Genomic DNA, 25,559 nt, shown 5'->3' on the forward strand with positions numbered 1-25,559 from the left:
CGCGGCGCCGCATTCGCTCACTGCGTATCCTGCTTCGCGCGCTCGGCGGCGGCGATGATCGCGTCGGCCACGGCCTTCGGCCGGCTCAGCATCGCGACGTGGCTGGCGTTCACGCGCGCGACCGTCGCGCCGATTCGCTTCGCCATCGCTTCCTGCAGCGTCGGGTCGATCATCCGGTCCCGCGTCGCGACGACGAACGTCGACGGCTTCGCGTGCCACGCGGCTTGCGCGACCTTCTCGGAGATGCACCCGCTATACCACGGCCCCTGGGTCGCCGCAACGATGCGCTGCTGCGCGGGCGGCAGATCCGGCGCGAAATCCTGCGCGATCGCCTTGTCCGACAGCCGTGCGAAGCCGCCTGCGTCCTTGCGCAGTTCGCCGGCCCATGGCGGTGCCGGCAGCCCTTGCGTGACGTCGGCGATCGACTGGCCGTTGTCGGGCGCGAACGCCGCGACGTACACGAGCGACTTCACCTTGTCGTCGTTGCCCGCGTCGCTGATCACGACGCCGGCCCACGAATGGCCGACCAGCACGACCGGCCCCTTCTGTTCGTCGATCGTGCGCTTCGTCGCGGCCGCATCGTCGGCGAGCGAGCTCAGCGGATTCTGCACCGACACCACGTGCAGCCCGCGCGCCTCGAGCAGCGGAATCACGCGGTTCCAGCTCGACCCGTCGGCGAACGCGCCGTGCACGAGCACGACGTTGGTGCCCTTCAGGTCTTCCTTCGGCGCGGCCTGCGCCGCGATCGCACCGAACAGTCCGCCGATCATCGCGGCGGATACCAGAACGCGTTTCATCAAACCGGCCATCGTCATGCTCCTTTCCTTGTCGTGTCGTTGAAGTGAAGTACTGCGTGAGCGGCCGCGCCTGCCTGTCGCTGGCGCGGCGCTGAATCACGAATGCGCGTACAGGTCGTCGGCGGCGTTGCGTGCGGTACGCGACTGCGCTGCGTCGCGATGGCCGGCCGGCGTCGACGTGTCGGCCACGTTGTCGCCTTGCGACTTCGACGGGCCGTTCTGGTCCGAACGTGCGACTTGCTCGGCAGCCGCGACGGCGTTCTGTGCGGCCGCGATATCGTCCGGGTAATGCGCTTCGCTGCCGGCCGGGTTGTAGCCGGCCTTCTCGAGACGGACGAGGTCCGCGCGCACTTCCGCACGCGTGAGGCCGTGGCCGGTATCGGCGAACGACAACGCGGGTGCGACAGCGAGGACGGCAACGGCGAGGATTCGAGCGGCTTTCATGAGACTTCTCCTTGAAGGAAGTTGGGGGTGTCGATCACTTGGTGTCCGGTGCGAACGTCTGGCACCGAACGTTTGCTGCATGTCGACAGTAGAACCCGCGCACGTATCCGGCATGTTTCCGGAATGGGGGCTTTCTGCATGCCAGTTTTTCAGGGACGGCCGCAGATACAGTGCGATACAAACCCGCTTGCCGATGCGCGCCACCGTTCCCCGCGCACCATGAAAAAAAGGCGTGCCTCGCCGGGGCACGCCTTTCCGTCACCTTCGCACCGCCGTGTCACGTCACGGCGCGAGCCGCGTGAACACGTAATCGTGGTTCTTCACCCGCGCCTGATGGCACGCAAAGCATGTCTGATGCTGGCCGATGTCGGCCGGCACGCCGTTGATGAAGCGCCCGAACCCCCAGCCGCCCGTCGCGGCGTAGCGGCGCGAGTCCTTCACCATCACCTGCACGGTCGTCGCCTGGCCGGGCACCGTCGCCGGCGCGAACTCGTCGGACTGCTTGCGCTTGTACGCAAGCTTCACGAGGATCGTGCCGTCCGGGAACGGCAGCGTCGCCCGTTCGAGCGCGCGGATCGCGACCGGGTTGCCGAGCACCACGCGCAGTTCGTCGAGCGGTGCGGCCTCTTCGGCCGGCGCAACCATCTCCCACTTCCGGTAGCCGGGCGGAATCGTCACGCCGTAGATCGGCGACGCGGCCGCGGCCGGCTTCGGCTGTTCCGCGAACGCGGCCGGGCCGCTCGCCGACCACGCGCCGGCCAGCAGCGCGCCCGCGACGAGCGCACGGCGCGCGCCGCGCCGCCACACCTCCACGCCGGCCCGCATCACAGATGCTCCACTTGCAGGATCGCCTCGGCGAACGCCTGCGGCGCTTCCTGCGGCAGGTTGTGGCCGATGCCGCCGGTGATGGTCCGGTGCTGATACTTGCCGGTGAACTTCTTCGCGTACGCGGCCGGCTCCGGATGCGGCGCGCCGTTCGCATCGCCTTCCATCGTGATCGTCGGCACGCTGATCGCGGGCCCGGCCGCGAGTCGACGCTCGATGTCGTCGTATTGTGCTTCGCCCTTGGCAAGGCCGAGCCGCCAGCGATAGTTGTGGATCACCACGGCCACGTGATCGGGATTCCGGAACGATGCGGCCGAGCGCGCATAAGTCTCGTCGGAGAACTGCCACTTCGGCGACGCGAGCTGCCAGATCAGCTTGTTGAACGCATCGCGGTTCTGCGCGTAGCCGAGTTCGCCGCGCTCGGTCGTGAAGTAGAACTGATACCACCACTGGAATTCGGCCTGCGGCGGCAGCGGCTTGGCGTTCGCCGCCTGGCTGCCGATCAGGTAGCCGCTCACCGATACCAGCGCCTTCACGCGCTGCGGCCACAGCGCCGCGATGACGTCGGCCGTGCGCGCGCCCCAGTCGTAGCCGCCGAACACCGCGCGGTCGATCTTCAGCGCATCCATCAGCGCGACGATGTCGACGGCCGTCACGGCCTGCTGGCCGTTGCGCACCGTGTCGGCCGAGCGGAACGTCGTCGAGCCGTAGCCGCGCAGGTACGGCACGATCACGCGATAGCCGGCCGCGACGAGCAGCGGCGCGACTTCCGCGTAGCTGTAGATGTCGTACGGCCAGCCATGCAGCAGGAACACGACGGGGCCGTCCTTCGGGCCGAGATCCGCATAACCGACGTTGAGCACGCCCGCATCGATCTGGTGGATCGCGCCCAGCGACGCAACGCCGGCCGGGCGCTTTGCCGGGGGCGAATCGGGCGCCGACTGCGCTTGCGCCAGCGCGCTAAAGCCGAGGTCGGCCAGGCTCAGGCTCGCCAGCGTCGAGCCCAGGATCAGGCGGCGGCGGGTGTTCACGGTATCAGGCATGACTCGTTCTCCAGTGTCGATCGCTAAGGAAAGGGCCCGCGGCACGTGCGGGCAATCGGGGTCGCCGTTCGCAGCGGCGGCGCATGGCACCGCGCCGCCGTGCGAATCGCTTCACCGGTTTTATATCCGAACCATCCGGAGGCTTTGTATCCCAACGTATCCGTGTGCGGATCCGACACACGGCGATTCAAAAAACCACGCGCTGGCATTGCAGTCGGTTGCGTAGAAACGAACACGGGCCGCGCAGCAGGCCGGCCCGTGTTCGTCGTGTACCCTCCGCTTACGCGCGCCGCAACGGCCGGAACCCGGCACGCACTTCACGCGCGAACAATTCCGGCTCCTCCCATGCCGCGAAGTGCCCGCCCTTGTCGACTTCGTTGAAGTAGATCAGGTTGCGATAGCTGCGCTCGGCCCAGCTGCGCGGCGCCTGGTAGATCTCGCCCGGAAACACCGTGATCGCCGCCGGCAGCGAGATGTCCACCGCGTTGAAGTTGTTCGAGTGATCCTCCCAGTAGATCTGCGCGGCCGACGTCGCGGTGTTCGTCAGCCAGTACAGCGAAATGTCGTCGAGAATCTCGTCGCGCGGAATCGAGCGTTCGGGCACGCCGCCGCTATACGTCCACTGCGAGATCTTGTCGTACATCCACGCAGCCTGCCCGGACGGCGAATCCGCAAGCGCATAGCCGACCGTCTGAGGCCGCGTGACCATCATCGCCGAGTAGCCGCAGTTGTCGCGATAGAACGTCGCGAGCTTCTCGTACGCTGCCTTCTCCTTCGGCGACAGCGAAGCCGGCGCGGGCGCATCGGTCGCGAGCAGCGTCGCGATGTCCGGCGGCACCGTTGCCGGCATGTTGACGTGAATCCCGGCCAGGCCCTGCACGCGCTGCATCGCCATTCGATGCGAGATCACCGAGCCGCAGTCGCCGCCCTGCGACACGAAGCGCGTATAGCCGAGCCGCGCCATCAGCTCGCCCCACGCACGCGCGATATGGTCGGAACCCCAGCCGGTCTTCGTCGGCCGGCCCGAAAAACCGAACCCAGGCAGCGACGGCACGACGACGTGGAATGCGTCGTCCGCGCTCGCGCCGTGCGCGGTCGGGTCGGTCAGCGGGCCGATCGCTTTCAGCAGCTCGAAGATCGAACCGGGCCAACCGTGCGTCATGATCATCGGCATCGCGTTCTCGTGCCGCGACCGCACGTGAATGAAATGAATGTCGAGCCCGTCGATTTCCGTGATGAACATCGGGAAACCGTTCAGGCGCGCCTCGCCCTTGCGCCAGTCGTAGTCGGTGCCCCAGTAGCGCAGCAGCGCCTGCATGCGCGCGAGCCGCACGCCCTGCGATTCGTCGGCGACGGTCTCAGGGCCCGGCCAGCGCGTCGCGGCGATACGGCGGCGCAGGTCGGCCACGGCTTCGTCGGGAATGTGCGCGGTGAACGGGCGTATGCCGCTCGCGCCGGCGGCGGCATGCAGCGCGGTGGGCAGCATCGCCGAGACCCCGGCGGCCACGGAAGTGGCCAGCAGGTGGCGACGCATCGGGGAAAACGGTGTGGAAGACATCGTTCGGCATCTCCTTTCGTGAAGTGGAAAGTGAACATGCCGCGCGCGGGATCGCGCCTTGGCTTTCAATCCGGCGCGCCCTCGTCACGCGGCGTCGCCCATTTGAAAGGTCCGATGTATCCCGGATTTGTCTGATTTGTACGCGTTTGTAGCTGCTGCGCGGCGAGCGGACACGCTTGCGCGGCCGCTCGCCCGTGTGAGTGTGACGCTCAGAGCGCCTTGACGATCGCGCCGTCGACGCGAATGTTCTGCCCGGTGATGTAGCCCGCGCCGTCGGACAGCAGGAACGCGACCGTCTTCGCGATCTCGCCGGTCTTGCCGAAGCGGCCGGCCGGAATGCGCGCGACGATCTCCGGCGTTTCCGGCCAGCTGTCGATGAAGCCCGGCAGCACCGCGTTCATCCGGATGTTCTCGGCCGCATAGCGTTCCGCGTACAGGCGCGTCCATGCGCTCAGCGCCGCGCGCAACGCCGACGACACCGGCATCGGCTGCTCGGGCGCGTCCGCCGCGAAGCTCGAGATGTTGACCACCGCGCCGCCGCCCTGCTTCTGGAAGATCGGCGTCACGCGGCGCATCACGCGCACCACGTTCAGCAGGATCAGGTCGAGCCCCGCGTGCCAGTTGTCGTCGGTGATGGCCAGCAGTTCGCCCTTCGGCGGATGGCCGGTGTTGTTCACGACCGCGTCGATTCGGCCGTAGCGCGCAACCGCTTCCTGCACGAGCCGGTCGATATCGGCTTCTTCCGTCACCGAGCCCTCGATGCCGAAGCCGCCCAGTTCCTCGCCGAGCGCCACCGCGCTGCCCGACGGCGACATCAGCGCGACGCGATAGCCGGTCGCCGCCAGTTCCCGCGCGATGGCCGCGCCCATGCCCTTGCCCGCCGCCGTGATCAACGCCACTTTTTCTACAGTCACGATCCGCTCCTTGCTCTCATTCCGCCGTCGCGCAGCCGCCATTCGGCGCGCCATGGTGGTAATGTAGGCGCATCCATTCCGACTGTCGAACCAGTATTTCTGCCGCCAGCCGATAGTTTTTCTACAGCCTGACGATGCCGCCACGCCCCTCCCGCCTGCCGCCGCTGAACGCGCTTCGTGCGTTCGAAGTGTCCGCGCGGCACCTCAATTTCCGCGCCGCCGCCGACGAGATCGGCGTCACGCAGGGCGCCGTCGCGCAGCAGGTGCGCCACCTCGAGGACGTGCTCGGCCTGAAGCTGTTCGAGCGCCTGCCGCGCGGCCTCGCGCTCACGCACGACGGCGCCGCGTATTTCTCCGACGTGCAGCGCGCGCTGCACGCGATCGCCGACGCGACCGACAAGCTCGTGAAACGGCGCGCCGCGCTGACGATCAGCACGACGCCGTCGTTCGCGTCGAAGTGGCTGATCCCGCGGCTCGCGCAGTTCACCGACGCGCACCCCGACTACGACGTGCGCGTGATCGCCGACCCGCAGATCGCGACGTTTCGCCACGACGGCGTCGATCTCGCGATCCGCTATGGCAAGCCGCCGTTCGGCAAGCATCTCGCCACCCATGCGCTGTTCCCGCTCGACGTGTATGCGGTATGCAGCCCTTCGGTGCTGACCGCACCGGCTTCGCCGCGTGCGCTCGCCGGCCAGGTGCTGCTGCACGACGCGCACGACCTGTGGCCCGCGTTCCTCGCGGCGATGCCCGAATCGGTCGACGTCGATCCGCACAAGGGGCTGCGCTTCAACCAGACGTCGCTCGCGATCGATGCGGCCGCCGCCGGCCAGGGCATCGCGCTCGCGACCGAGCCGCTCGTCGAGCGCGACATCGCCGCCGGACGGCTGTGCAAGCCGTTCGACTTCGCGTTTCCGCTGTCGATGGGGTTCTATCTCGTGTATCCGGCCGAGCGCCGCGACGACGACGCGATCGCGGTGATGCGCGAATGGATGATCGGGGCCGCGTCGGACGGGCGGCCTTGATGGGCCCGAGCGCGCCGGGTTCGCGTCAGGGCGCGATCCAGCGGGCTTCGTAGCCGCTTTCGTTCAGGTCGAATACCGCTCGACGATGGCCGGCGCGCGCGAGTTCGAGCCAGTCGATGCGCGTGACCGTCATGTGGATCAGGCAGAAGTTTTCGTAGCCGTCGCCGGTGGGTGCGGCGCCGTCGATATGCGCGACTTCGGGCGACGCGACCGGCGTACCGGGCGGCAACGGCGCGCGATACAGCAGCAACGTATGCGGCCGGCTCGCTCGCCAGATCGCACGCCGTTGCGTTTCGTCGTCGCAGATCGCCGCAACGCCTTCCGCGCGAATCTGCACGAGCGCATCGAGATCATCGGCGACGATCGAGATACGTGGATCGCGACGCAACTCCGCCACCTTCGCCGAACGCACGTCGGTATGAAACGACAGCACGCGCTCGGTGCGATTCACCTGACGCAATACGATCGTCCGGACCTTCGGCGCGCCATCGAGGCCGAGCGTCGCCGCCTGCAACATCGTGAACGGCGAGCGCTGCACGCGCACGCCGGATTCGAGGCAGGACCACAGCCGGTCATAGGTTTGCGCGAGCGATTCGGAAGTCGAGTCGGACATGAGGCAGCGGCGATCGTCGGTGTTTCGATCGCGCAAGCTTAACCGTTCGTGTCGGCGACCGCTCGCATGCGATGCGCCGCCGCGCGTGCGCCGCTCAGTTGTAGCCGAGCACGACCGGCGCCGCATCGCCGCCATCGGTCGCCGGCTCCGCGCCGAAGCGGCCGAGCACGTCGGCCACATATCGCGGCCCCGCGCCGATCTGCGTCGAGCGATGCGTGGCCGGCCGCTCGTCGCCGGCGACCGATGCTGCGCCCGTCGATGTCGTTTCGTTGACGGTGATCGTCATGTCGATGTCTCCTCACGCGGCCAGCGCCGCACCATACGCGCGCACGAGGCGCGCGACGCCTTCCCTGATCGCATCGACGTCCGGCGCGGCGAACGACAGGCGCAGCGACGCTGCGTCGACGTCGTCCGCGAAGAACGCCTTGCCGGGCACGAACACGATCCTGTTGGCGATCGCCTGCTGCAGCAGCACGTCCGACGGCACCGCACCGATCCGCGCCCACACGAACATCCCGCCTTCGGGACGATGGAATGCGATTGCATCGCCGAAACCGTCGCGCAGCGCGTCGCACATCGCGTCGCATTTGCGCCGGTACGCGGCCGCGATGCGCGGCAGATGGCGTTCGAGCGCGCCGTCGGCCAGGTATTCGGCGGCGGTCGCCTGCGTCCACGGCGCGCTGCACAGATCGACCGTCTGCTTCGCGATCACGCAGCGCCGCGCGATTTCGGCCGGCGCGATCGTCCAGCCCACGCGAAGCCCCGGCGCGACGATCTTCGACAGGCTCGCGAAATGCACGATCCAGTCGCGCGCGCCGTCCACTTCGCCGGCCAGCGCGAGCATCGACGGCACGGCTTCGCCCGCGAAACGCAGGTCGCCGTACGGATCGTCCTCGACGATCAGGAAACGGTATTGCACCGCGAGACGCAGCAGCTTCAGCCGGCGTTCGCGCGTGAGCGTCGCACCCGTCGGGTTCGCGAAGGTCGGGACCGTGTAGAGCAGCTTCGGCTGCGCGATCGCGCCGGACGCGAGTCGTTCGCCGAGACGATCGACGTCGAGCCCTTCGCCGTCGACCGGAATCGTCACGATGCGCGCCTGTTGCAAACGCATCGCCTGCAGCGTGGCCGGGTACGCCGGCTGTTCGGTCAGCACGACGTCGCCGGGCGACACCATCACGCGCAGCAGCAGGTCGAGCCCTTGCTGCGACCCGGTCGTGACGAGCAGTTCGGCCGGCGTGCAGGCGACGCCGCGCCGCGCCATCAGCGCGATCAGTTGCTGCTTCAGTTCGGCGAGGCCGTCGGTCGGGCCGTATTGCAGACAGCGAACGGGCTGCGCGTATGCGCGTTCGGCGGCCGCATTCAGGCCGTCGACGTCGAACAGGTCGCTGGCCGGGTAACCGCCCGCGAAGGAAATCATGCCCGGTTCGGACAGGTACTTGAACAACTCGCGGATCGGCGAGCCGGCAGGGTTTTGGAATGAGGGCGTGAACGCGTACATGTCGTCGTGAGCGGGTGGGCACGGCCGGCCAGGATAGCCGTCGCGTGCCGCCGCCAAGGCGCTTCTGGCGCCGCGGCGGTGAATTCGAGCCACGATTGTCGATAGTCATTAAGGGCTCGGCAAACGATATCTATGCACTAGGTCTTGCGGTTTGGTCATCAAATGAGGGCGGCGCGCGGAACGTGGGGCCGATGCGGGGTTCGGACATTGCCCACGGTCACGCGACCCGCCGATCACGCATGCCCGCGCATGTCCTGCATCGCGGCTTCCGCCGCCTGGATGCCGGAGAACATGGCCGTGGGTACGCCATACCCCGGGAACGTCGTTTGTCCTCCGAGATAGAGGCCGCGCAGCCCCGCCCGATGCGGAAAGAACTTGTCGGGCGCCGTACCCGGGGCAATGCCGTACAGCGCGCCTTCGTACACATGCCGTTCGCTTGCGAAATCCTGCGGATCCGCCACGCGGACGCTTTCGACGCACAGGCCGGGAAAATGCGCCTGTATCGCGTGGAGATAGTCGTCGACCGCAGCCTGCGTCATCGCGCGCGTCCATTCCGATACGGAGTGGATACCTGTCGCCGGCGCATACAGTTCCAGCACCGCCTTGCCGCTTGGCGCAAGCTCCGGCAACACCAGCGACGGACAGGTATAGGCGAGCCAGTGCGGTACGCCTGGAGTCGATACATGCAGCGCCGCCTGCTGCCGCATCGAGGGCACATGATTGGTAATGAACGCGCGCGGCAGTCTGGCACCCGAGCAGCCGACCTGAATCGAAATCGCCCGATGCGACAGCGGCGCCGTGCGCGCCCTGTGCGCGAGCCGCGGTGGCACCGCGCGGCTGGGCAACAAATGCCGAACCACTTCGAAACCCGAACAGGTCGCCACGACGCAATCGGTCGAAATGCGCTCGCCGTCATCCAGCACGATGCCACGGACCGCCCCGTTCTCCACGACGATTTCGCGTACATGGGCGCCGAACCGGATCGGCACCGAACGCCTGGACAGCTCGCGCGTCATCGCGGAATGGATGGCGCCCATGCCTGCGCGCGGCAGATGGAACCCCTCCTCCAGCATCGCAATCAGGCCGATGATCTGTGTCGCCGGAAGGCAGTCGGGACCTTGCCCGGTGTAGAGCAGGGTCGACGCAACCGCCGACTGCAGGTCTGCATCGGCAAAGTGCGCTTCGATCAGACGGCCGGCATGCCCGCTCATGCGCGGCAGGTAACGCCATAGTTTGCCCAACGTCCGCAGCAACGAAGGCTCGTGCGGCAACACTTCGTCGACCAGCGTTCGGTAAGCGGGCCCCCATTGCTGCCGGAGCCTGCCGAGGCCCTTACGTAGTTGCCGTGTCCGCGAATCCGCGCGATCGCCTTCCACATACGACGTGTCGGCACTGGACAGATGAACGGCCGTTCCATTGTCCAGATGCGTGACGTGCGGGCGCTCGATGGCCACCATCGGCACCTCGCGATCGAAATCGAGACCGAGGCGCCGGAAAGACGCGCGAATCAGCGACGGCACCGCGACATACATCGCGCCGTTGTTGAACGTGAAGCCGTCAGCCGTCGTGGTCGAACAGCAGCCGCCTGCTTCGCCCGATGCTTCCACGATGACGACAGGCTTGTCACCGCGCGCCAGCATCAGCGCAGCGGCCAGGCCGGCCAGCCCTGCACCGATGACGACGACCGGTTGCTTGTCATTGCTCGTCATACGATCCCTCACGCAACGATTCGCGCATGGCTGGAAACGTGTGATTGACGTGCCAGTTGCCGTCCTTCTGGATCAGCCGAACCGAATTGAGGCCCAGCGGATCGGGCGCGATCCCCCGCATGCGCGACCACATCTCGACCCAGACCGGCGTGCAGGTTACGGCGATCACGTATGGATCGTCCGGCCCATCGGGAAACCACGTCAGCAGCGACTCTTTCCAGATGCGTCGTTTCAACGCAGTGTCGGCGGAAACCGCCGGAACGGTTCCGAGCGTCACGTATCCACGGTCGGCCATGCTGAGGAAGGACAGACTGATCGCACTTCCCCGGCTGATCTCCAGCGCTTTACGCGTTCTCGAATCGGTCATGAAACGAATCGTGAGGTCGCTTCCGATTTCCAGGATCTCGACGACCCTGGAGTTGATCTGACCGGTGGCGTCGCTCGAAGACACGAAACAGAGCGCGCAATGACTGACGATTTCATGGGCCTGTTGAAAGAGCTGGTCGGCATTCATGGTGATGTTGGACAGTGTTTCGTTTCGGGAAACTTCTCTAGAAACCGTGACAATCCGGCAATCGGAAGCGCGCCGACGCTGCCTTCACGAAAGCGGTTGAGCGGATGACCATGCCTCGACACCCACTTTCGTGGAATCGACGTATGTGACCGCATGCAGGCCCGCGCCAAGGGCGAACAAAGCCACGAAAATCCAGCTCAAGCGTGTTCCGGCAAACAGCACCGGTTGCGCAATCGCCCTCAGCAACCAGAATCCGGTTCCCGCCAGCGCAAGCGGGCCTAGGGTTCGCGTTTCAGCCAGGACGAGCGACACCGCATAGACAATGAACACGTAACTCAACATCACGTTGAGGGTCTGGGTGATACCCCGATTGAGTCTCCCGCTTTTCTCGAGAGACCTTGGCCAGTTGAACCAGCGCCAGAAGGTCAGATGGAACAACGCGAAGCCAAGGTCATACATCGCGCTGAACAACAGCGATAGCGTGTGATGCATCAACGTCGCTCCAATGGCGGGTGTTGAACATCGAAGGTCCTGCGCGGCGTCGGCCTGTCATGGCAGTCGGCCGGCTATGCAGGAGACCTCAAGATGCACTATGGGCAACTGTATACGTCGTGCATTATTTTGGCAACACGTGTCGGCGATGTTCTCCCGCTTTTCCATGCAAGCCGTTTCGCCGGACATGACGCGGCCTCACGGTCCTTGCGGCCGTGATAGTGGTTGAAGATGCCTATGGGTATGAGTTGCGACGCGCGGGCAACGGCCACGCGCGAATCCAGGATGTGGGCCGCCCCGCATCAACGCGATGACCGCCCCGGCAATGAGAACGTGCTCAGCGAAGCCAAATCGGAATCATGATCCTGCGAAAGCCGATCAGATATCCATGCCCCGTTACAGCCTCTAGCAGCCGCTCGGATTTTATTTTTCCAACGGCGTTTCATGGCCAAATGCCGACAAACCGAGGGGCGGCCGTGGCCGCCCCACAAGCGTCGATCAATCAGCCCGCCACACCCCGATTAGCCTCGATCACGGTCAAAGCGGCCATATTCACGATCCGCCGCACGGTTGCGCTGGAAGTCAGAATGTTCACCGGCGCATTGACGCCGAGCAAGAACGGCCCCACCGCGACATTGCTCCCCGCTTCCGTCTTGAGCAGGTTGTACGCGATATTGCCGGCATCCACGTTCGGACAGACCAGCAAATTCGCCGCCCCCTTCAACGGCGACATCGGCAGCAGCTTCGCCCGCAGTCCTTCGTCGAGCGCACAGTCGCCATGCATCTCGCCATCCGCCTCGATATCCGGCGCCCGTTCGCGAACGATCTCCAGCGCCCGGCGCATCTTCGCGCCGGAAGCCGCACTCCCCGACCCGAAATTCGAGCGCGACAGCAACGCCACCTTCGGCGTCAGATTCAGCCATTCCATCTGCCGCGCCGCCGCGATCGTGAATTCCGCGATCTGCTCCGCATCGGGGTTGTCGTTCACGTGCGTATCCACCAGCGCGACCGTCCGCTGATCGAGCAACAGGATGTTCATCGCCGCGTAGGTCGACGCACCGGGCTTCTTGCCGATCACTTCGTCCACGAACCGCAGGTGATTGTGATACTCGCCCACCGTCCCGCAGATCATCCCGTCCGCGTCGCCGAGCTGCACCATCATCGCGCCGATCAGCGTCAGGCGGCGGCGCATTTCCACGCGCGCCATTTCCTTCGAAATACCGTCGCGGCACCGCAGTTCCCAATACTTCGTCCAGTACTGCGGGAAGCGCTCGTCGTATTCCGGATTGGTCACTTCGACATCCTGACCGAGCCGCAAGCGCAGGCCGAACCGCTCGATGCGCGCGAGCAGCACCTCCGGACGCCCGACCAGAATCGGCCGCGCCAGCTTCTCGTCGACGATCACCTGCACCGCACGCAGCACGCGCTCGTCTTCGCCTTCGGTGAACACGATCCGCGCCTTGCCGCCGTCGCGCACGAGCTGACGCGCGGTCGCGAACAGCGGCTTCATGAACGCGCCCGAGTGATAGACGAATTGCTGCAACTGCTCGACGTACGCATCGAGATTCGCGAGCGGACGCGTCGCCACGCCGCCTTCCATCGCCGCCTTCGCCACGGCCGGCGCGATCCGCACGATCAGGCGCGGGTCGAACGGCTTCGGAATCAGGTATTGCGGGCCGAACGACACGTCGTATGCACCGTAGGCCGCCGCGACGACTTCGTTCTGCTCTTCCTCGGCCAGCCCCGCGATCGCGTGCACCGCGGCGATTTCCATCTCGCGCGTGATCGTCGTCGCACCCACGTCCAGCGCGCCGCGGAAAATGTACGGGAAGCACAGGACGTTGTTGACCTGGTTCGGGTAGTCCGAGCGGCCCGTCGCGATGACGACGTCGTCGCGCGTCTCGTGCGCCAGTTCGGGGAAGATTTCCGGCGTCGGGTTGGCCAGCGCGAGAATCAGCGGGCGCGCCGCCATTTCCTTCAGCATCTCCGCCGTGAGAATGCCGCCCACCGACAGCCCCAGGAACACATCCGCGCCGCCGATCACTTCGGCGAGCTTGCGCGCATCGGTTTCCTGCGCGAAGCGCGACTTGGCCGGATCCATCAGCGTGGTACGGCCGAGATAGACGACGCCTTCGATGTCGGTCACCCAGACGTTTTCCACCGGCAGCCCGAGGTCGACCAGCAGGTCCAGGCACGCGAGCGCGGCCGCACCGGCGCCCGACGTCACGACCTTCACTTCCTTGATCGACTTCCCGACGACCTTCAGCCCGTTGATGAACGCGGCGGAAACGGTAATGGCCGTGCCGTGCTGATCGTCGTGGAAGACGGGAATCTTCATGCGTTCGCGCAGCTTCTGCTCGACGGTGAAGCATTCCGGCGCCTTGATGTCCTCGAGGTTGATGCCGCCGAACGTGGGCTCGAGGCCGGCAATGATGTCGACCAGTTTGTCCGGATCGGTCTCGTTGATCTCGATGTCGAACACGTCGATCCCGGCGAACGTCTTGAACAGGACGGCCTTGCCCTCCATCACCGGCTTCGACGCGAGCGGGCCGATGTTGCCGAGACCGAGCACGGCGGTGCCGTTCGTGATCACGCCGACGAGGTTGCCGCGGCTCGTGAAGCGGTGCGCCTGCAGCGGATCGGCGGCGATCGACTCGCACACGCTCGCTACGCCGGGCGTATAGGCCAGCGCCAGATCGCGCTGGGTCACCAGCGGCTTGCTCGCCACGACCGAGATTTTCCCGGGGGTCGGAAACTCGTGATAGTCGAACGCGGCCTGCTGCTGTGTCTCTGTCTGTTTCATGTCTGGGTCCCGGCGTGGGCGCCAGGCCAGTCCCGGCGCAATCCATGAAGGTGATTCTAGGGATCCGCCATAACGTGATGATTCTGTTTTAATATCGGTCCATCACTTTTTCCTGATGAATGCATGACCAGTCAATGAATTTTGACGCGAACGACGTGGTCAGGCGGCTCGGCGCTCGTCTGAAGATTCGGCATCTGGTGCTGTTGTTGCAGATCCAGCAGCACGGATCGCTGACGCGCGTCGCCGAGCACATGGCGAGCAGCCAGCCGGCCGTGACGAACGCGCTGTCCGAGCTGGAGAGCATGTTCGGCACGCCGCTGTTCGAGCGCTCGTCGCGCGGCATGCGGCCCACCGCGCTCGGCGCGGTCGTGCTCGAACGGGCCAAGGCGATGATCAAGGATCTCGACCACCTCGCCCGCGAGATGGAGGCCGTCGCCGCCGGGCATGCGGCCCATCTGCACATCGGCGTGATTCCGTTCATCTCCGGCCAGATGCTGTCGGCCGCGCTGAAGCGGCTGCAAGCGCGCATGGAGCGACGCCTGACCGTCACGATTCACGAAGGCACCAGCGATCAGTTGCTGCTGCAACTGCGCGATCACAGTGTCGACATCGTGATCGGGCGCGCGTCGTCGGCGATCGATCTCGGGCAGGTTTCGTTCGAAGTGCTGTATCAGCAGCAGCCGCGCATGATCGCGAGCCGGCGGCTGGCGGCGAAGCTCGCCCGCACGCCGCTGGACTGGCACAAGCTGCACGCGCTCGACTGGATTCTCGGCGCGCCGCATACGCCGATGCGCGAACAGGTGACCGACCTGTTCCTGTCGGCCGGCATCACGCCGCCCGTGCCGATCGTCGAAAGCTACTCGTCGAAGCTGATCGGCGAAATGATCGCGTCGAGCGACGAGGCCGTGTCGATCGTGCCGGCCGATATCGCGGAGGAACTCGTGCGAATCGCCGGCGTGGCGATCGTGCCTTATTCGCTGGTATGGACGCTGCCGCCCATCGCGCTGTTCACGCGCTCCGCCGATTCGCAGTCGCCCGCGCGCGATCTGCTCGTCGACGCGCTGCGTGCGGTGTGCAAGGAGACGTACGGGGACGCGCAGCGATAACCGCGTTACTTGCCCGCTGAAAGCCGACGCAGGATTTCCGCGCGCTCGGCGGCCAGCACGTGGTCCGAACCCTCGCCTCTGTCGTAGCGTTTGCTCGTGCGATAAGAAAAGCGCTTCGCGTATTGATTGGCGGCAGGGTCGAACACCCACACGTCGACTTCGAAGAAGTGCTTGTCGAAATGCACTTCGCCCTCTTGCCACTCGGCGTCCGCGCGGACAAACAGCGGATACGGCGACACCTCCGGCAAGTTCCACATCGCGCGATCGGCCATTTCCGTCTGCGTGACCTTCGGCATCAGGTTCTCGATCTTGCCGTCCGCGCCGACACGCAGCACGGCGACGCGCTCCAGCATCCCGCTGCCGCCGCCCGAGAACATCCCCGAGAAGAACACCCACGAGCCGCCGGACGCGATCGGCAACCGCTCGGACCGTGGATTCAGGCCGAACTGGTACAGCTCCTTCGAGGAATGGGGAAGCGGCGCCGGCGGCATCTCGAAGCACGGCGTACGGTCGGGCAGCACGCAGAGCTTCACGCCGGAGAGCGGAAGCCCGTCGCCGTCGAGCTTGCCTTCCGTCTGAGTGAAGCGCGGGAATGCAGTTTCGCGGGGCGCGGCTTGAACGCAGGCAATGCCGACGAGCGCAATGCTCGCGATCGCCGCGAGCGTTTTACCGATCCCGCGCATCACCCCTCCGCCCGATGGCACACCGCCTCGATATTGTGTCCATCCGGACCGATGACGAACGCCGCGTAGTAGTTCGCGTGATAATGCGGCCGCAGCCCGGGCGCGCCATTGTCTTTCCCACCGGCCTCCAGCGCCGCGCGATGGAACGCATCGACTTGCTGCCGCGTGTCGGCCACGAACGCGATGTGGAGATGCGCCGGTTTCTCGTCGGTCGGGAACAGACACAGCGAAGACTTGCTGGGCAGTCCGATCTCGATCCCGCACGACGGCTCGCGTTCCCCGACGATTTCGGCACCCAGCGGTTCGAGTGCCCTGAGGAAAAACGCCTTGCTGGTGGCGTAGTCGCTGACGCCGAATTTGACGTGGTCGAACATGAATTCCCCCGGGTGGATGGATCAATCAGCATGCTGATGCGATGTAGCGATGACCGCAACGGTGTCGCATGCGATGGTAGTGCGTTACCAGCTCAAACGACCCGTATGAGACCTCCGGGCATCTGAAAGCGGACTGACGAAATCACTCCGACACCTGGGTCAATCGACGATGAAAAGTTTCGCACCCGTCCGGGTGTAGGACTGATGTGGCTCCGCGTTGTCGCCAACCTGGTAGCTCATGCCCGCCGTCAAAACGAACTTCCGCCCGTCCTTGAGCGTTGTTTCCAGTTCGCCTTCCATACAGAAAAGAACATGCCCTTTTTGGCACCAGTGGTCGGCGAGGTAGCCGGGCGTGTATTCCACCATCCGCACACGGATCCGATTCGGCTCCTCACCAAAGAACCGCGTGCGCCAATAAGCGACTCCGGTTTCTCCTCGATGTTCCGTTCGTTCGATTTCGGCCCAGTTGGTCGTGCCAAAGGCAAATGCATTCATTTTCATACTGTCGCTTCCTGTATAGGTGGGGCTTTCGTGCCAGGGTCGATCCGCCGTCGCGATCATGCAATCCATTCGCATCTGATCGCCTTGGGACATCAAAGACTATTCCACAATTGCCGATCAGAATTGCGCGAGCCGCCGGACTGCCGGCTGGCGAAGCCAGTGCGCGCCGACTGAACGCGAAATCGAGTTCGACCGGTGCACGCGTCAGCGCATCCTCGACCGGCACTGTCTCGGATTGCATCGCGCCCGGCACGACGCGTCGACGCCGCAGCCCTACGGATGAAAAGTCTCGCCCCGCTTGAGCATGTCGATGAATTCCGCGATCTTTCGCGCCCGTGTTTCCGGCTTCTTCGCGTTCTGTATCCGAAACAGGATCGCATAGCGATTACGGCTGTTCAGTGTCGCGAAGAACTTCCCGGCTTTCGGATTGGCGTCCAATGCCGCCTGCAAGTCGTCCGGCACGGTCGAGTTGCCGGACGACGTATAGGCCGCCTCCCAGCGGCCGTCCTTCCTCGCCTTCTCGATTTCGCCCATGCCGGCCGCGCGCATTCTGCCGGCGGCGATCAGCGCTTCGGCCTTGTCCTTGTTGAGTTTGGACCAGATGCTTTTCGCCGAGCGCGGGGTGAAACGCTGCAACCAGTATTGCTCGCTCTCGGCCTTCTTTTGGCCATCGATCCAGCCGTGGCAGAGGGCGCTTTCCACCGCTTCTTGATAGGTGACGGTTCTCTGCCCCGCGCCTTTTTTCGCGAGCCGCAGCCATGCTTCGGCCGACGTGCCGCCGTTTTTCCCCAACCAGCTTTCCCATTCGGCTTGACTGGCAAATGTCAGAGCGCCTTCGGTCATGTCACGCCTCTGAATGGTTGAGTGTTCAACGACCCGGAAGCCGCCGTTCGACGAACGCGCGGCGGCCACCGGCGCAACCCGTTGCGCACGACCGCCTCAAAGAATCCGGTTCAACGCATCGGCAAACCGCTTCACCGCGCCATCGACATCGTGCAGCTTGTCGAGACCGAACAACCCGAGCCGGAAAGTCTTGAAATCTTCCGGCTCGTCGCATTGCAACGGCACGCCCGCCGCGATCTGCAAACCGACATCGGCGAATTTCTTCCCGGTGCGAATACCGTCATCGTCCGTGTAGCTCACCACGACACCCGGCGCCTCGAACCCTGCCGCGGCCACGCTCCTGAACCCCTTCTCCGTCAGCAGCGCACGAATGCGCTCGCCGAGCTCGAGCTGTTCCGCCTTCACCTTGTCGAAACCGTATGCGTCGGTTTCCTTCATCACGTCGCGCAGCGTCGCGAGGCTATCCGTGGGCATCGTCGCGTGATACGCGAACCCGCCGCCCTCGTACGCTTCCATGATCTGCAGCCACTTGCGCAGATCGCACGCGAAGCTGGTACTGGTCGTCGCATCGATGCGCTCGCGCGCGAGCGCGCTCAACATGACCATCGCGCAACACGGCGATGCACTCCAGCCCTTTTGCGGCGCGCTGATCAGGATGTCGACGCCGCTCGCCTGCATGTCGACCCACACGGTGCCCGACGCGATGCAATCCAGCACGAACATGCCGCCGACCGCATGCACGGCATCGGCCACCGCGCGCAGGTACGCATCGGGCAGCATCATGCCGGACGCGGTTTCGACGTGCGGCGCGAACACGAGATCGGGTTTGTTTTCCCTGATCGCGGCGACCACTTCGTCGATCGGCGCCGGCGCATAGGCGGCCTGCCTGCCGGCTTCGACCGGACGCGCCTTCAGCACCGTCGTTTCGGACGGGATACTGCCCATGTCGAAAATCTGCGACCAGCGGAAGCTGAACCAGCCGTTGCGGATGACGAGGCACTTCCTGTTCGTCGCGAACTGTCGCGCCACGGCTTCCATGCCGAACGTGCCGCTGCCCGGGACGATCGCGACCGACTTCGCGTTGTAGACTTTTTTCAGCGTGGCGGAGATGTCGCGCATGACGCCCTGGAAGCGCTGCGACATGTGATTGACCGAGCGATCGGTGTACACCACCGAATATTCGAGGAGCCCCTCGCGGTCAACATCGGGAAGTAAACCTGGCATGCTCGCCTCCGGTGAAAGATGAACGATGGAATCGGGACAAGCCGCGTCTTCGATTCGATACTGCTCTGCACCAATGCAAATGCGTCATTTCCTCGACGAAAGCAGATTCTAACGAACGCCGCCGGCCGATTGGCGCATATTTTGTCTGCTGCCGGGCCCGGTGTTCGTCGCCGCCGGCCTGCGCCGCCCACATCGCCCCGCTCCGCGTAAGGGTTAACGACGCATGCGGCAAGCGTCCCATAACATGTCGATCAGCCCTTTCACGACGGATATTTCGATGACCTCCTCTCCCGCATCGTCACTGCAGTCGTCAACCGATCCAGCGCTCGCCGAGCGTATCGACGCGGTCCTGTCCCGCCAGCTCGACACGCAGCGCCTCGTCGGCGCGGTCGTCCTCGTCGCCCGCGACGGCGAACTCGTCTATCGCCGCGCGGCCGGGTTCGCGGACCGCGAATCGCGTACGCCGATGCGCGAGGACACGCTGTTCCGGCTCGCGTCGGTGACGAAGCCGATCGTCTCGGCGGCCGCGATGGCGCTCGTCGCACAACGCAAGCTGTCGCTCGACGAAGACGTCACGCGCTGGCTGCCCGAATTCCGCCCGGCGCTGCCCGACGGCCGCGTGCCGACGATCACGGTGCGCCAGTTGCTCGTGTATACCGCCGGTCTCGACTATCGCTTCAACGAAACCGACGCAAACGGCCCCTATGCGCGTGCGGGCGTCTCCGACGGGCTCGACGGCGCATCGATCACGCTCGCCGAAAACCTGCGCCGGATCGCCAGCGTGCCGCTGCTGTTCGCACCCGGCACCAACTGGAACTATTCGCTGTCGATCGACGTCGTCGGCGCGCTGATCGAGGCCGTCTGCGGCGTGCCGCTCGCCGACGCGGTCGATGCGCTCGTGCTGCGCCCGCTCGGCGCACGCGACACGGCCTTCGTCGCACGCGATCCCGCGCGGCTCGCCACGCCGTACGTCAACGATACGCCGCAGCCACACCGGCTCGCCGAGAACGAGACGGTGCCCATCGTCGAAGGGTTCGTCGGCGTCACGTACTCGCCGTCGCGCGCGCTGAATGCACAAGCGTTCGCATCGGGCGGCGCCGGGATGGTCGGCACCGCCGGCGACGTGCTGACGGTGCTGGACACGCTGCGCGCGGGCGGCGGCGCGATCCTGCCCGCCGAGCTCGTCGACGAGATGGGCCGCGTGCAAACCGGCGATTTCGAATTGCCGGACCTGCCGGGCGCGGGTTTCGGAATCGGCTTCTCGGTGCTGCACGATCCGCAGGCAGCCGCGTCGCCGGAATCCGTCGGCACCTGGCGATGGGGCGGCGTCTACGGTCATTCGTGGTTCGTCGACCGCGCACGCGGGCTCACCGTCGTGTCGCTGTCGAACACGCTCTACGAAGGCATGAACGGGCAGTACACGCTCGATCTGCGGGACGCCGTCTACGGCGCGGGGTAACCGGCCCGCGCGGCAAAAAAAGGCCCGACGGAGTCGGGCCAACGGGTTTGAGACACAAGGAGAATCCCGCCCACCCCATACCGGGCGGTCACGCCGTGCTACACGACGTTCTTCTCGACGATCGGCCGGTTTTCGAGCACGCGCGCCCAGCCGAGCGACGACAGGTCGAGCGTGTCGTAACGCCCGCCCAGAATGAGTTCACTGACGCCACGCCCCGTCGCCGGCCCTTGCTGCAGCCCGTGGCCGCTGTAGCCGTTCGCGAACACGACGTTGTCGAGTTCGGGGTGGTAGCCGATGATCGCGTTGTGATCGAACACGTTGTACTCGTAGTAACCGGACCAGCAATTCTCGACGCGCAGCGCCTCGAATTCCGGCACGCGGTGCGCGAGCGTCGGCCAGATCACGTCGTCGAACAGCGCGTGATCGACTTCGTCGAGCGGCAGGTCGTCCGGGTCGCGATCCGGGCTCGGCGACGTGCCGCAGATATACGTCCGCCCTTCCGGCCGGAAATACACGCCGGTCGGGTCGATCAGCAGCGGGCAATCGGCGAGCTTCGCCGGCGACGATACGTTGAAGATGCTGCGCCGCCGCGCATACACGGGAATGTCGATGCCCATCATCGACGACAGCGTGCGCGTCCACGCGCCGGCCGCGTTGACCAGCGTGTCGCATGCGTAGCGCTCGCCGTCGCCCGTCACGACGTGCGTGATCCTGCGGCCGTCGCGCACGACGTCCTTCACGTCGGCGGCCACGTAGCGCGCGCCGAGCGCCTGCGCCTTCTTGCGCAGCGCCTGCACGAGCCCGTAGCCGTCGAACCAGCCTTCGCCGCTCACGCCGTACGCGCCCGACACGAGATCGTCGACGTTGAGCCACGGAAACTTCGCGCGCAGCGCGGCGCCGTCCATCAGCCGGATATCGGCGCCGAGGCGCGTCTGCAGCGCATGATTCTCGCGCAGCGTCGCGTCGCCGGCCGGCGTCGCGAGGAACAGGTAACCGCCTTCGTGCAGATCGATCGACGGCCGGTTGCCGTCCACTTCGAGCCGTTCGCCGATCGTGCGCAGGAAGTCGATGCCGAACAGCGACATCTCGATCGACAGCGGTGTGGAGAACTGCTGGCGAATCGACGCGGCCGACAGCGCCGACGACGATCTCGCATAGGTGGGATCGCGTTCGATGACGGTCACGGCGACCGTGGGATCGGTGGCGCGCAGGAAATACGCGATCGAGCTGCCGATCACACCACCGCCGACGATGACGACTTGAGAACTCACGACTGACTCCGGTTGCACGTAATAGGCTTGGGGCCGCTCACGCTGATGACGGGCTTGGCGCCGCCCTTCGCCGGCCGGCCGCGCCCGTGGGTGGTTCGTGCCGCGACTCGCGCGGCGTCGCGCGGGCAGGCTTCCTCGACGATCGCTCCGGCTATTTCAGCACGTCCGGCATCGCCGCGAAAGCCCGCTCGCCCGTTGCGTTCAGTCCGCCGATTTCGTCGTGACGGGCTGCCACGCGGCGTTCTTCACTTCATACAGCGTCGAGCTCGGGTTCTTCAGGTCGCCCGTGTTCGTGAATGCGATCGTGCCCGTGATGCCGTCGTAGCGCGTGCCCTTGAGCGCGCCGTTGAAATCGGCCGGCTTCGTCGAGTTCGCCTTCTGCATCGCGTTGATCGCGATCCACGTCGCGTCGTACGCGAACGGCGCATATGCGAGCATGTCGACGCCGTATTTCTGCTTGAATTTCGTTTCGAACAGCTTGCCTTTCGCCAGACGCGACAGCGGCTGCCCGTACTCCCACACCGCCGCGCCTTCGGCCGCGTTGCCGGCCAGCCGGATGAAGTTCGCGTTCATCACGCCGCCGCCCGCGAGGAACTGCGCGCGAATGCCGAGCTGGCGCATGCGCTTCACGAGCATCGCGGCCTGCGCGTCGAGGCCGCCGAAGAACACGAGGTCGGCATTCGTGCTCTTGATCTTCGTGAGCTGCGCGCTGAAGTCGACGGCCTTGTCGTTCGTGAATTCGCGCGCGACGATCGTGCCGCCGTTCGCCTTCACGGCCTTCTCGAACTCATCGGCCTCGCCCTGGCCGAACGCGGTGCGATCGTCGATGATCGCGATGCGCTTCGCCTTCGTCACGCTCGCCGCATACGCACCGGCATTGCCGGCGTTCTGCGTGTCGGTCGCGATCACGCGGTACACGGTATCGAGCCCGGCGCGCGTGATGTCGGGATTGGTCGCCGACGGCGTGATCATCGGAATGCCGGCCTTCGCGTAGATCTTCGACGCGGGCAGCGTCGTGCCCGAATTGAAGTGGCCGATCACGACGGCGACCTGCGCGTCGGCAAGCTGCTGCGCGGCCTGCACGCCGGTGCGCGGATCGCTCTGGTCGTCCTGCGACGCGATGACGAATTTCACCGGCTTGCCGCCGACGGTCGTGCGCGCGGCATTCGCTTCGTCGACCGCCATGCGCACGCCGTTCTCGATGTCCTTGCCGTATGCGGCGCCGCCGCCCGTCAGCGGGCCGGCCACGCCGACCTTGACGATCGTCTCCTGCGCCCGGGCCGCGCCCGTCTGGAACACGAGAAGCGCGGCGGTCAGTGCAACGCCGGAAAGCGAACGAATGCGGAACGTCATGGCAGTCCTTCTTCTGGGGGTCGGGATGCAACGCGCGAGGGTCGCGCGCCGGCAACCTCCTGCGCGTCGGTGATGCCTTTCCGTGCCGAGGGCGGGTGCAATGCGCCGATCCGGGCGGACGATTACCGTGGCTCCGTCTCCGAAGAGCCTTTCATCGCGTAAGAGGTGAATGGATTGTGGGTAGCCAATACCCGTGCAGCAAACGAAATATCGGAACTACGTTGTGAGGATTTGTCATCAAGTTCCGTAGTCGTGGCCGATCCGCGGCCCGCCCGTCGGTGGACCGTGCAGGGAAGCCGTCCATGGCGAAGGGCGGCCGCGCCGCTGGATCAAGGCCGGCCATGGTCATGCCGGCAACGCATCATCGTTGCGACGCCGGCCCGGCCGGCCTTCGCGACGCCGGCAAGGCGCCGCGTCATCGATTAGTGCCGATCGGTGCCCTTGTGGTTGCGCACCGCGTCGGCGGCCTCGCCGGCCTTCTCCTGAAGCTTGCCGGCCTGCTGTTCAGCCACGCCTTCCGCTTCGGTCTCGCGGTCGCCCGTCACCTTGCCGAGTGCTTCCTTGACCGAACCCTTGACCTGCTTGAGCTTGCCCTCGATGCGATTCCTGTCCATGGTCGTCTCCTGCGATGGTTGAGGAAAGCCGGCGATGCCGCGCCCCTGCGCGGCGCCGCCGAGTGGACAGGATCGCAAGCACGCGCCGCGGGCGGCAGATGCGGATGCACCAGTGCGCCTGGTGCATTCGTACCGCCGCGGTCAGTCCTTGCCCTTCGCACCGCCCTTGTCGCCGCGCGCGCCGTTCGCCTCGGCCGCGCCGACGATCCCGCGCTCGCGCGCCCAGACGATCGCCTCGCCGCGGCTGTGCACGTCGAGCTTCGCGTAGATCGTCGCGACGTGGTTGCGCACGGTGTTCGGCGCCAGCCCGAGGCGGCCGGCGATCTCCTTGTCGGCCAGGCCGTGGCACAGCAGGTCGAATACGTCGCGCTCGCGCGCGGTCAGGTCGGACAGTTGCGCACCCGCATCCGGCGCATTCGCGCGCCGCACGTTCGCGAGCTTCTCGATCAGCGTGCGGCTGAACCACGACGCATCCTGCATCGCGGTCTCGATCGCATAGACGAGCTCCATCTCGGTACGCTTGCGGTCGCTGATGTCGAGCAGTGCGACGAGCAGGCAGTCGCGCCCGTGGATCGCGACGGGGTCGGCCGACACGACGCAATCGCGCACGTCGCCGTCGCGCGTGCGGATCTGCACGTCGGCGTTGCGCACGTTGCCGTCGCGCGCGAGCCGGCCTTCGACGCGCGACCACACGCCGCGCTCGGCCCACAGCCCGATCTCGTCGGCGGATTTGCCGAGCAGGTCGCCTTGCGCGTGGCCCGTCAGCGCGGCAAACGCGTCGTTCACGTCGAGCAGCTCGAAACGGTCGGCCGTGACGATCGCGGTCGCGACCGGCGCCATCCGGAATGCCGTCGCGAAGCGCTCCTCGCTTTGCATCAGCGCGCGCTCGGCCTGCTTGCGCGGCTCGAGATCCATGAACGTGAACAGCATGCACGCCTCGCCGTTCATGTCGATAGGCTGCCCGGCGACGACCACCGCCTTGGTGTTGCCGTCGGCAAGCTTCAGCACGGCTTCCATCTGCGGGATCGTCGCGCCTTCGCCGAGCCGCTCGATCGCGAGCTCGCGCCGCTCGGCCTGTTCGAGCACGTCGATCTCGTACACCGAACGGCCGAGCACGTCGTCGCGCGCGTACCCCGTCATGTCGAGAAAGCCCTGGTTGACCTTCACGTAGCGCAAGTCGTCGAGCCGGCAGATCACGGCCGGCGCCGGATTCGCGTTGAAGGTGCGCTCGAAGCGCTCCTCGGCGCTCGCCCATTCGGTCGCGTCGTGCAGCACGAGCGCGAGGCAATCGGGTGCGCCGGCCGCGTTCGTCAGCACCAGGCTGCGGATGCGGTGAACCCAGCTCACCGACTCGTCGGCCGCCGATTCGACCTCGACCGTCACGTCGCTGAACTCTTCGCCGGCGATCACGCGATCCATCGGATAGTGGCCGTCGCGCACCGGATGGTTGTTCCGGTAGCGCAGCCGGAATCGCTCGCGGTATTCGGTGACGTCCGCGCCGAGCGCCTTCAGCTCGGTCACGCCGTGCATCGCGAGCGCGGCCTCGTTCGCCCAGACGATCCGCTGGTCGGGCTCGATCAGGATCACGCCCTCGGTGAGCCCGGCGATGATCTGGTGCAGTTGACGCCGGTCGGTATGCGACTTGAGCGCCTGTTCGTCTACTTGTTCGTTCATCGAATCGTTGTCCCTGTCGTCGACATGAGCGCCGGCCGAGCGCCCGTTGCAGTGGCACGCCCCGGCCGGCGCGTGCGGCGATGATCGCGTGCCGCGCAACGGCCCGACAGGCGCGGATGCACTATCTCGAATAGTACATTCGCACGCCGCTCGCGATCGTGCGGTGCCCCGCCGAACGGCACAATGCGGCCCGCGCGCCCGTCGTGCGGCGTTGCCCGGATC

The 25,559-nt window shown here is 66.0% G+C and carries 25 protein-coding genes; 3 read left to right on the forward strand and 22 right to left on the reverse strand.

Going from position 1 to position 25,559, the window contains the following annotated elements:
* Nucleotides 1-17 precede the first annotated feature (17 nt).
* From WT24_RS28440 to WT24_RS28465, 6 genes are all read right to left on the reverse strand, one after another.
* A complete protein-coding gene (locus WT24_RS28440; RefSeq protein WP_060036662.1) occupies nt 18-809 on the reverse strand; it encodes an alpha/beta fold hydrolase in 792 nt (263 codons plus the stop codon).
* A gap of 84 nt (nt 810-893) precedes the next feature.
* Nucleotides 894-1,241 carry a DUF4148 domain-containing protein gene (locus tag WT24_RS28445; RefSeq protein WP_060036534.1) on the reverse strand — a complete coding sequence of 116 codons (348 nt, stop codon included), beginning with the start codon at nt 1,239-1,241 and terminating at the stop codon, nt 894-896.
* A 282-nt stretch (nt 1,242-1,523) separates the two neighbouring features.
* Nucleotides 1,524-2,066, reverse strand: coding sequence for a cytochrome P460 family protein (locus WT24_RS28450; RefSeq protein ID WP_059503882.1), 543 nt, complete (start codon nt 2,064-2,066; stop codon nt 1,524-1,526).
* Nucleotides 2,066-3,109, reverse strand: a complete 1,044-nt coding sequence (locus WT24_RS28455; protein ID WP_059503884.1) for an alpha/beta fold hydrolase — start codon at nt 3,107-3,109, stop codon at nt 2,066-2,068. The genes WT24_RS28450 and WT24_RS28455 overlap by 1 nt, the downstream gene beginning before the upstream one ends.
* Before the next feature lie 280 nt (nt 3,110-3,389).
* Nucleotides 3,390-4,667: an epoxide hydrolase family protein gene (locus WT24_RS28460; RefSeq protein ID WP_060036536.1), complete on the reverse strand. Its 1,278-nt coding sequence runs from the start codon at nt 4,665-4,667 to the stop codon at nt 3,390-3,392.
* Between the two features lie 209 nt (nt 4,668-4,876).
* A complete protein-coding gene (locus tag WT24_RS28465) occupies nt 4,877-5,581 on the reverse strand; it encodes an SDR family oxidoreductase (protein ID WP_060036664.1) in 705 nt (234 codons plus the stop codon).
* Between the two features lie 134 nt (nt 5,582-5,715).
* On the opposite strand from WT24_RS28465, the gene gcvA reads away from it, so the two are divergent.
* Nucleotides 5,716-6,606 (forward strand): transcriptional regulator GcvA, encoded by an 891-nt coding sequence (gene gcvA, locus WT24_RS28470; protein ID WP_060036538.1) that lies wholly within the window; start codon nt 5,716-5,718, stop codon nt 6,604-6,606.
* A 25-nt stretch (nt 6,607-6,631) separates the two neighbouring features.
* Here gcvA and WT24_RS28475 read toward each other — a convergent pair whose 3' ends face one another.
* From WT24_RS28475 to WT24_RS28505, 7 genes are all read right to left on the reverse strand, one after another.
* Nucleotides 6,632-7,219, reverse strand: a complete 588-nt coding sequence (locus WT24_RS28475) for a pyridoxamine 5'-phosphate oxidase family protein (protein WP_059503957.1) — start codon at nt 7,217-7,219, stop codon at nt 6,632-6,634.
* Between the two features lie 94 nt (nt 7,220-7,313).
* Nucleotides 7,314-7,505, reverse strand: coding sequence for a hypothetical protein (locus tag WT24_RS28480; protein ID WP_060036540.1), 192 nt, complete (start codon nt 7,503-7,505; stop codon nt 7,314-7,316).
* Nucleotides 7,506-7,517: 12 nt separating this feature from the next.
* Nucleotides 7,518-8,717 (reverse strand): PLP-dependent aminotransferase family protein, encoded by a 1,200-nt coding sequence (locus WT24_RS28485; RefSeq protein WP_060036542.1) that lies wholly within the window; start codon nt 8,715-8,717, stop codon nt 7,518-7,520.
* Between the two features lie 233 nt (nt 8,718-8,950).
* A complete protein-coding gene (locus WT24_RS28490; protein ID WP_060036543.1) occupies nt 8,951-10,426 on the reverse strand; it encodes an NAD(P)/FAD-dependent oxidoreductase in 1,476 nt (491 codons plus the stop codon).
* Entirely contained in the window at nt 10,413-10,940 is a 528-nt protein-coding gene (locus tag WT24_RS28495; protein ID WP_059503895.1) for a pyridoxamine 5'-phosphate oxidase family protein, read from the reverse strand. The genes WT24_RS28490 and WT24_RS28495 overlap by 14 nt, the downstream gene beginning before the upstream one ends.
* 84 nt (nt 10,941-11,024) lie before the next feature.
* Nucleotides 11,025-11,432, reverse strand: a complete 408-nt coding sequence (locus tag WT24_RS28500; protein ID WP_060036545.1) for a hypothetical protein — start codon at nt 11,430-11,432, stop codon at nt 11,025-11,027.
* 502 nt (nt 11,433-11,934) lie between these two features.
* Entirely contained in the window at nt 11,935-14,235 is a 2,301-nt protein-coding gene (locus WT24_RS28505) for an NADP-dependent malic enzyme (protein WP_060036546.1), read from the reverse strand.
* Between the two features lie 134 nt (nt 14,236-14,369).
* Between WT24_RS28505 and WT24_RS28510 the strand changes: the two genes are divergently transcribed.
* Nucleotides 14,370-15,341, forward strand: a complete 972-nt coding sequence (locus tag WT24_RS28510) for a LysR substrate-binding domain-containing protein (RefSeq protein ID WP_060036548.1) — start codon at nt 14,370-14,372, stop codon at nt 15,339-15,341.
* Between the two features lie 5 nt (nt 15,342-15,346).
* Here the strand turns inward: WT24_RS28510 and WT24_RS28515 are convergent, their stop codons facing one another.
* From WT24_RS28515 to WT24_RS28535, 5 genes are all read right to left on the reverse strand, one after another.
* Entirely contained in the window at nt 15,347-16,024 is a 678-nt protein-coding gene (locus tag WT24_RS28515; RefSeq protein WP_060036550.1) for a hypothetical protein, read from the reverse strand.
* Nucleotides 16,024-16,398: a VOC family protein gene (locus tag WT24_RS28520; RefSeq protein WP_060036552.1), complete on the reverse strand. Its 375-nt coding sequence runs from the start codon at nt 16,396-16,398 to the stop codon at nt 16,024-16,026. The genes WT24_RS28515 and WT24_RS28520 overlap by 1 nt, the downstream gene beginning before the upstream one ends.
* A 159-nt stretch (nt 16,399-16,557) precedes the next feature.
* A complete protein-coding gene (locus tag WT24_RS28525) occupies nt 16,558-16,899 on the reverse strand; it encodes a DHCW motif cupin fold protein (protein WP_060036666.1) in 342 nt (113 codons plus the stop codon).
* Between the two features lie 273 nt (nt 16,900-17,172).
* Nucleotides 17,173-17,742, reverse strand: coding sequence for a YdeI family protein (locus WT24_RS28530; RefSeq protein ID WP_060036554.1), 570 nt, complete (start codon nt 17,740-17,742; stop codon nt 17,173-17,175).
* Between the two features lie 96 nt (nt 17,743-17,838).
* A complete protein-coding gene (locus tag WT24_RS28535; RefSeq protein ID WP_060036556.1) occupies nt 17,839-18,966 on the reverse strand; it encodes an aminotransferase class V-fold PLP-dependent enzyme in 1,128 nt (375 codons plus the stop codon).
* Between the two features lie 277 nt (nt 18,967-19,243).
* On the opposite strand from WT24_RS28535, the gene WT24_RS28540 reads away from it, so the two are divergent.
* Complete coding sequence (locus tag WT24_RS28540; RefSeq protein ID WP_060036669.1) at nt 19,244-20,425, forward strand: serine hydrolase; 1,182 nt, start codon at nt 19,244-19,246, stop codon at nt 20,423-20,425.
* A gap of 98 nt (nt 20,426-20,523) precedes the next feature.
* Here WT24_RS28540 and WT24_RS28545 read toward each other — a convergent pair whose 3' ends face one another.
* From WT24_RS28545 to WT24_RS28560, 4 genes are all read right to left on the reverse strand, one after another.
* Nucleotides 20,524-21,696: an FAD-binding oxidoreductase gene (locus WT24_RS28545; protein ID WP_059503912.1), complete on the reverse strand. Its 1,173-nt coding sequence runs from the start codon at nt 21,694-21,696 to the stop codon at nt 20,524-20,526.
* Between the two features lie 201 nt (nt 21,697-21,897).
* Nucleotides 21,898-23,049: a branched-chain amino acid ABC transporter substrate-binding protein gene (locus WT24_RS28550; RefSeq protein WP_059503914.1), complete on the reverse strand. Its 1,152-nt coding sequence runs from the start codon at nt 23,047-23,049 to the stop codon at nt 21,898-21,900.
* A gap of 422 nt (nt 23,050-23,471) precedes the next feature.
* Complete coding sequence (locus tag WT24_RS28555) at nt 23,472-23,663, reverse strand: CsbD family protein (protein ID WP_027782241.1); 192 nt, start codon at nt 23,661-23,663, stop codon at nt 23,472-23,474.
* Nucleotides 23,664-23,804: 141 nt separating this feature from the next.
* Entirely contained in the window at nt 23,805-25,337 is a 1,533-nt protein-coding gene (locus WT24_RS28560) for a helix-turn-helix transcriptional regulator (RefSeq protein WP_034205537.1), read from the reverse strand.
* Nucleotides 25,338-25,559 lie beyond the last annotated feature (222 nt).

It is taken from the genome of Burkholderia sp. MSMB1078WGS, from assembly GCF_001528895.1.
Lineage (GTDB): Bacteria > Pseudomonadota > Gammaproteobacteria > Burkholderiales > Burkholderiaceae > Burkholderia.

Bases quoted from the DNA above. Each gene is read 5' to 3' on its own strand.
- WT24_RS28500 (WP_060036545.1), bottom strand. From the start codon at position 11,432: ATGCATCACACGCTATCGCTGTTGTTCAGCGCGATGTATGACCTTGGC.
- WT24_RS28525 (WP_060036666.1), bottom strand. From the start codon at position 16,899: ATGAAAATGAATGCATTTGCCTTTGGCACGACCAACTGGGCCGAAATC.
- WT24_RS28440 (WP_060036662.1), bottom strand. From the start codon at position 809: ATGGCCGGTTTGATGAAACGCGTTCTGGTATCCGCCGCGATGATCGGC.
- WT24_RS28455 (WP_059503884.1), bottom strand. From the start codon at position 3,109: ATGCCTGATACCGTGAACACCCGCCGCCGCCTGATCCTGGGCTCGACG.
- WT24_RS28520 (WP_060036552.1), bottom strand. From the start codon at position 16,398: ATGTTCGACCACGTCAAATTCGGCGTCAGCGACTACGCCACCAGCAAG.
- WT24_RS28475 (WP_059503957.1), bottom strand. From the start codon at position 7,219: ATGTCCGACTCGACTTCCGAATCGCTCGCGCAAACCTATGACCGGCTG.
- WT24_RS28450 (WP_059503882.1), bottom strand. From the start codon at position 2,066: ATGCGGGCCGGCGTGGAGGTGTGGCGGCGCGGCGCGCGCCGTGCGCTC.
- WT24_RS28485 (WP_060036542.1), bottom strand. From the start codon at position 8,717: ATGTACGCGTTCACGCCCTCATTCCAAAACCCTGCCGGCTCGCCGATC.
- WT24_RS28495 (WP_059503895.1), bottom strand. From the start codon at position 10,940: ATGAATGCCGACCAGCTCTTTCAACAGGCCCATGAAATCGTCAGTCAT.
- WT24_RS28535 (WP_060036556.1), bottom strand. From the start codon at position 18,966: ATGCCAGGTTTACTTCCCGATGTTGACCGCGAGGGGCTCCTCGAATAT.
- WT24_RS28445 (WP_060036534.1), bottom strand. From the start codon at position 1,241: ATGAAAGCCGCTCGAATCCTCGCCGTTGCCGTCCTCGCTGTCGCACCC.
- WT24_RS28560 (WP_034205537.1), bottom strand. From the start codon at position 25,337: ATGAACGAACAAGTAGACGAACAGGCGCTCAAGTCGCATACCGACCGG.
- WT24_RS28490 (WP_060036543.1), bottom strand. From the start codon at position 10,426: ATGACGAGCAATGACAAGCAACCGGTCGTCGTCATCGGTGCAGGGCTG.
- WT24_RS28480 (WP_060036540.1), bottom strand. From the start codon at position 7,505: ATGACGATCACCGTCAACGAAACGACATCGACGGGCGCAGCATCGGTC.
- WT24_RS28510 (WP_060036548.1), top strand. From the start codon at position 14,370: ATGAATTTTGACGCGAACGACGTGGTCAGGCGGCTCGGCGCTCGTCTG.
- gcvA (WP_060036538.1), top strand. From the start codon at position 5,716: ATGCCGCCACGCCCCTCCCGCCTGCCGCCGCTGAACGCGCTTCGTGCG.
- WT24_RS28460 (WP_060036536.1), bottom strand. From the start codon at position 4,667: ATGTCTTCCACACCGTTTTCCCCGATGCGTCGCCACCTGCTGGCCACT.
- WT24_RS28530 (WP_060036554.1), bottom strand. From the start codon at position 17,742: ATGACCGAAGGCGCTCTGACATTTGCCAGTCAAGCCGAATGGGAAAGC.
- WT24_RS28540 (WP_060036669.1), top strand. From the start codon at position 19,244: ATGACCTCCTCTCCCGCATCGTCACTGCAGTCGTCAACCGATCCAGCG.
- WT24_RS28555 (WP_027782241.1), bottom strand. From the start codon at position 23,663: ATGGACAGGAATCGCATCGAGGGCAAGCTCAAGCAGGTCAAGGGTTCG.
- WT24_RS28550 (WP_059503914.1), bottom strand. From the start codon at position 23,049: ATGACGTTCCGCATTCGTTCGCTTTCCGGCGTTGCACTGACCGCCGCG.
- WT24_RS28515 (WP_060036550.1), bottom strand. From the start codon at position 16,024: ATGCGCGGGATCGGTAAAACGCTCGCGGCGATCGCGAGCATTGCGCTC.
- WT24_RS28505 (WP_060036546.1), bottom strand. From the start codon at position 14,235: ATGAAACAGACAGAGACACAGCAGCAGGCCGCGTTCGACTATCACGAG.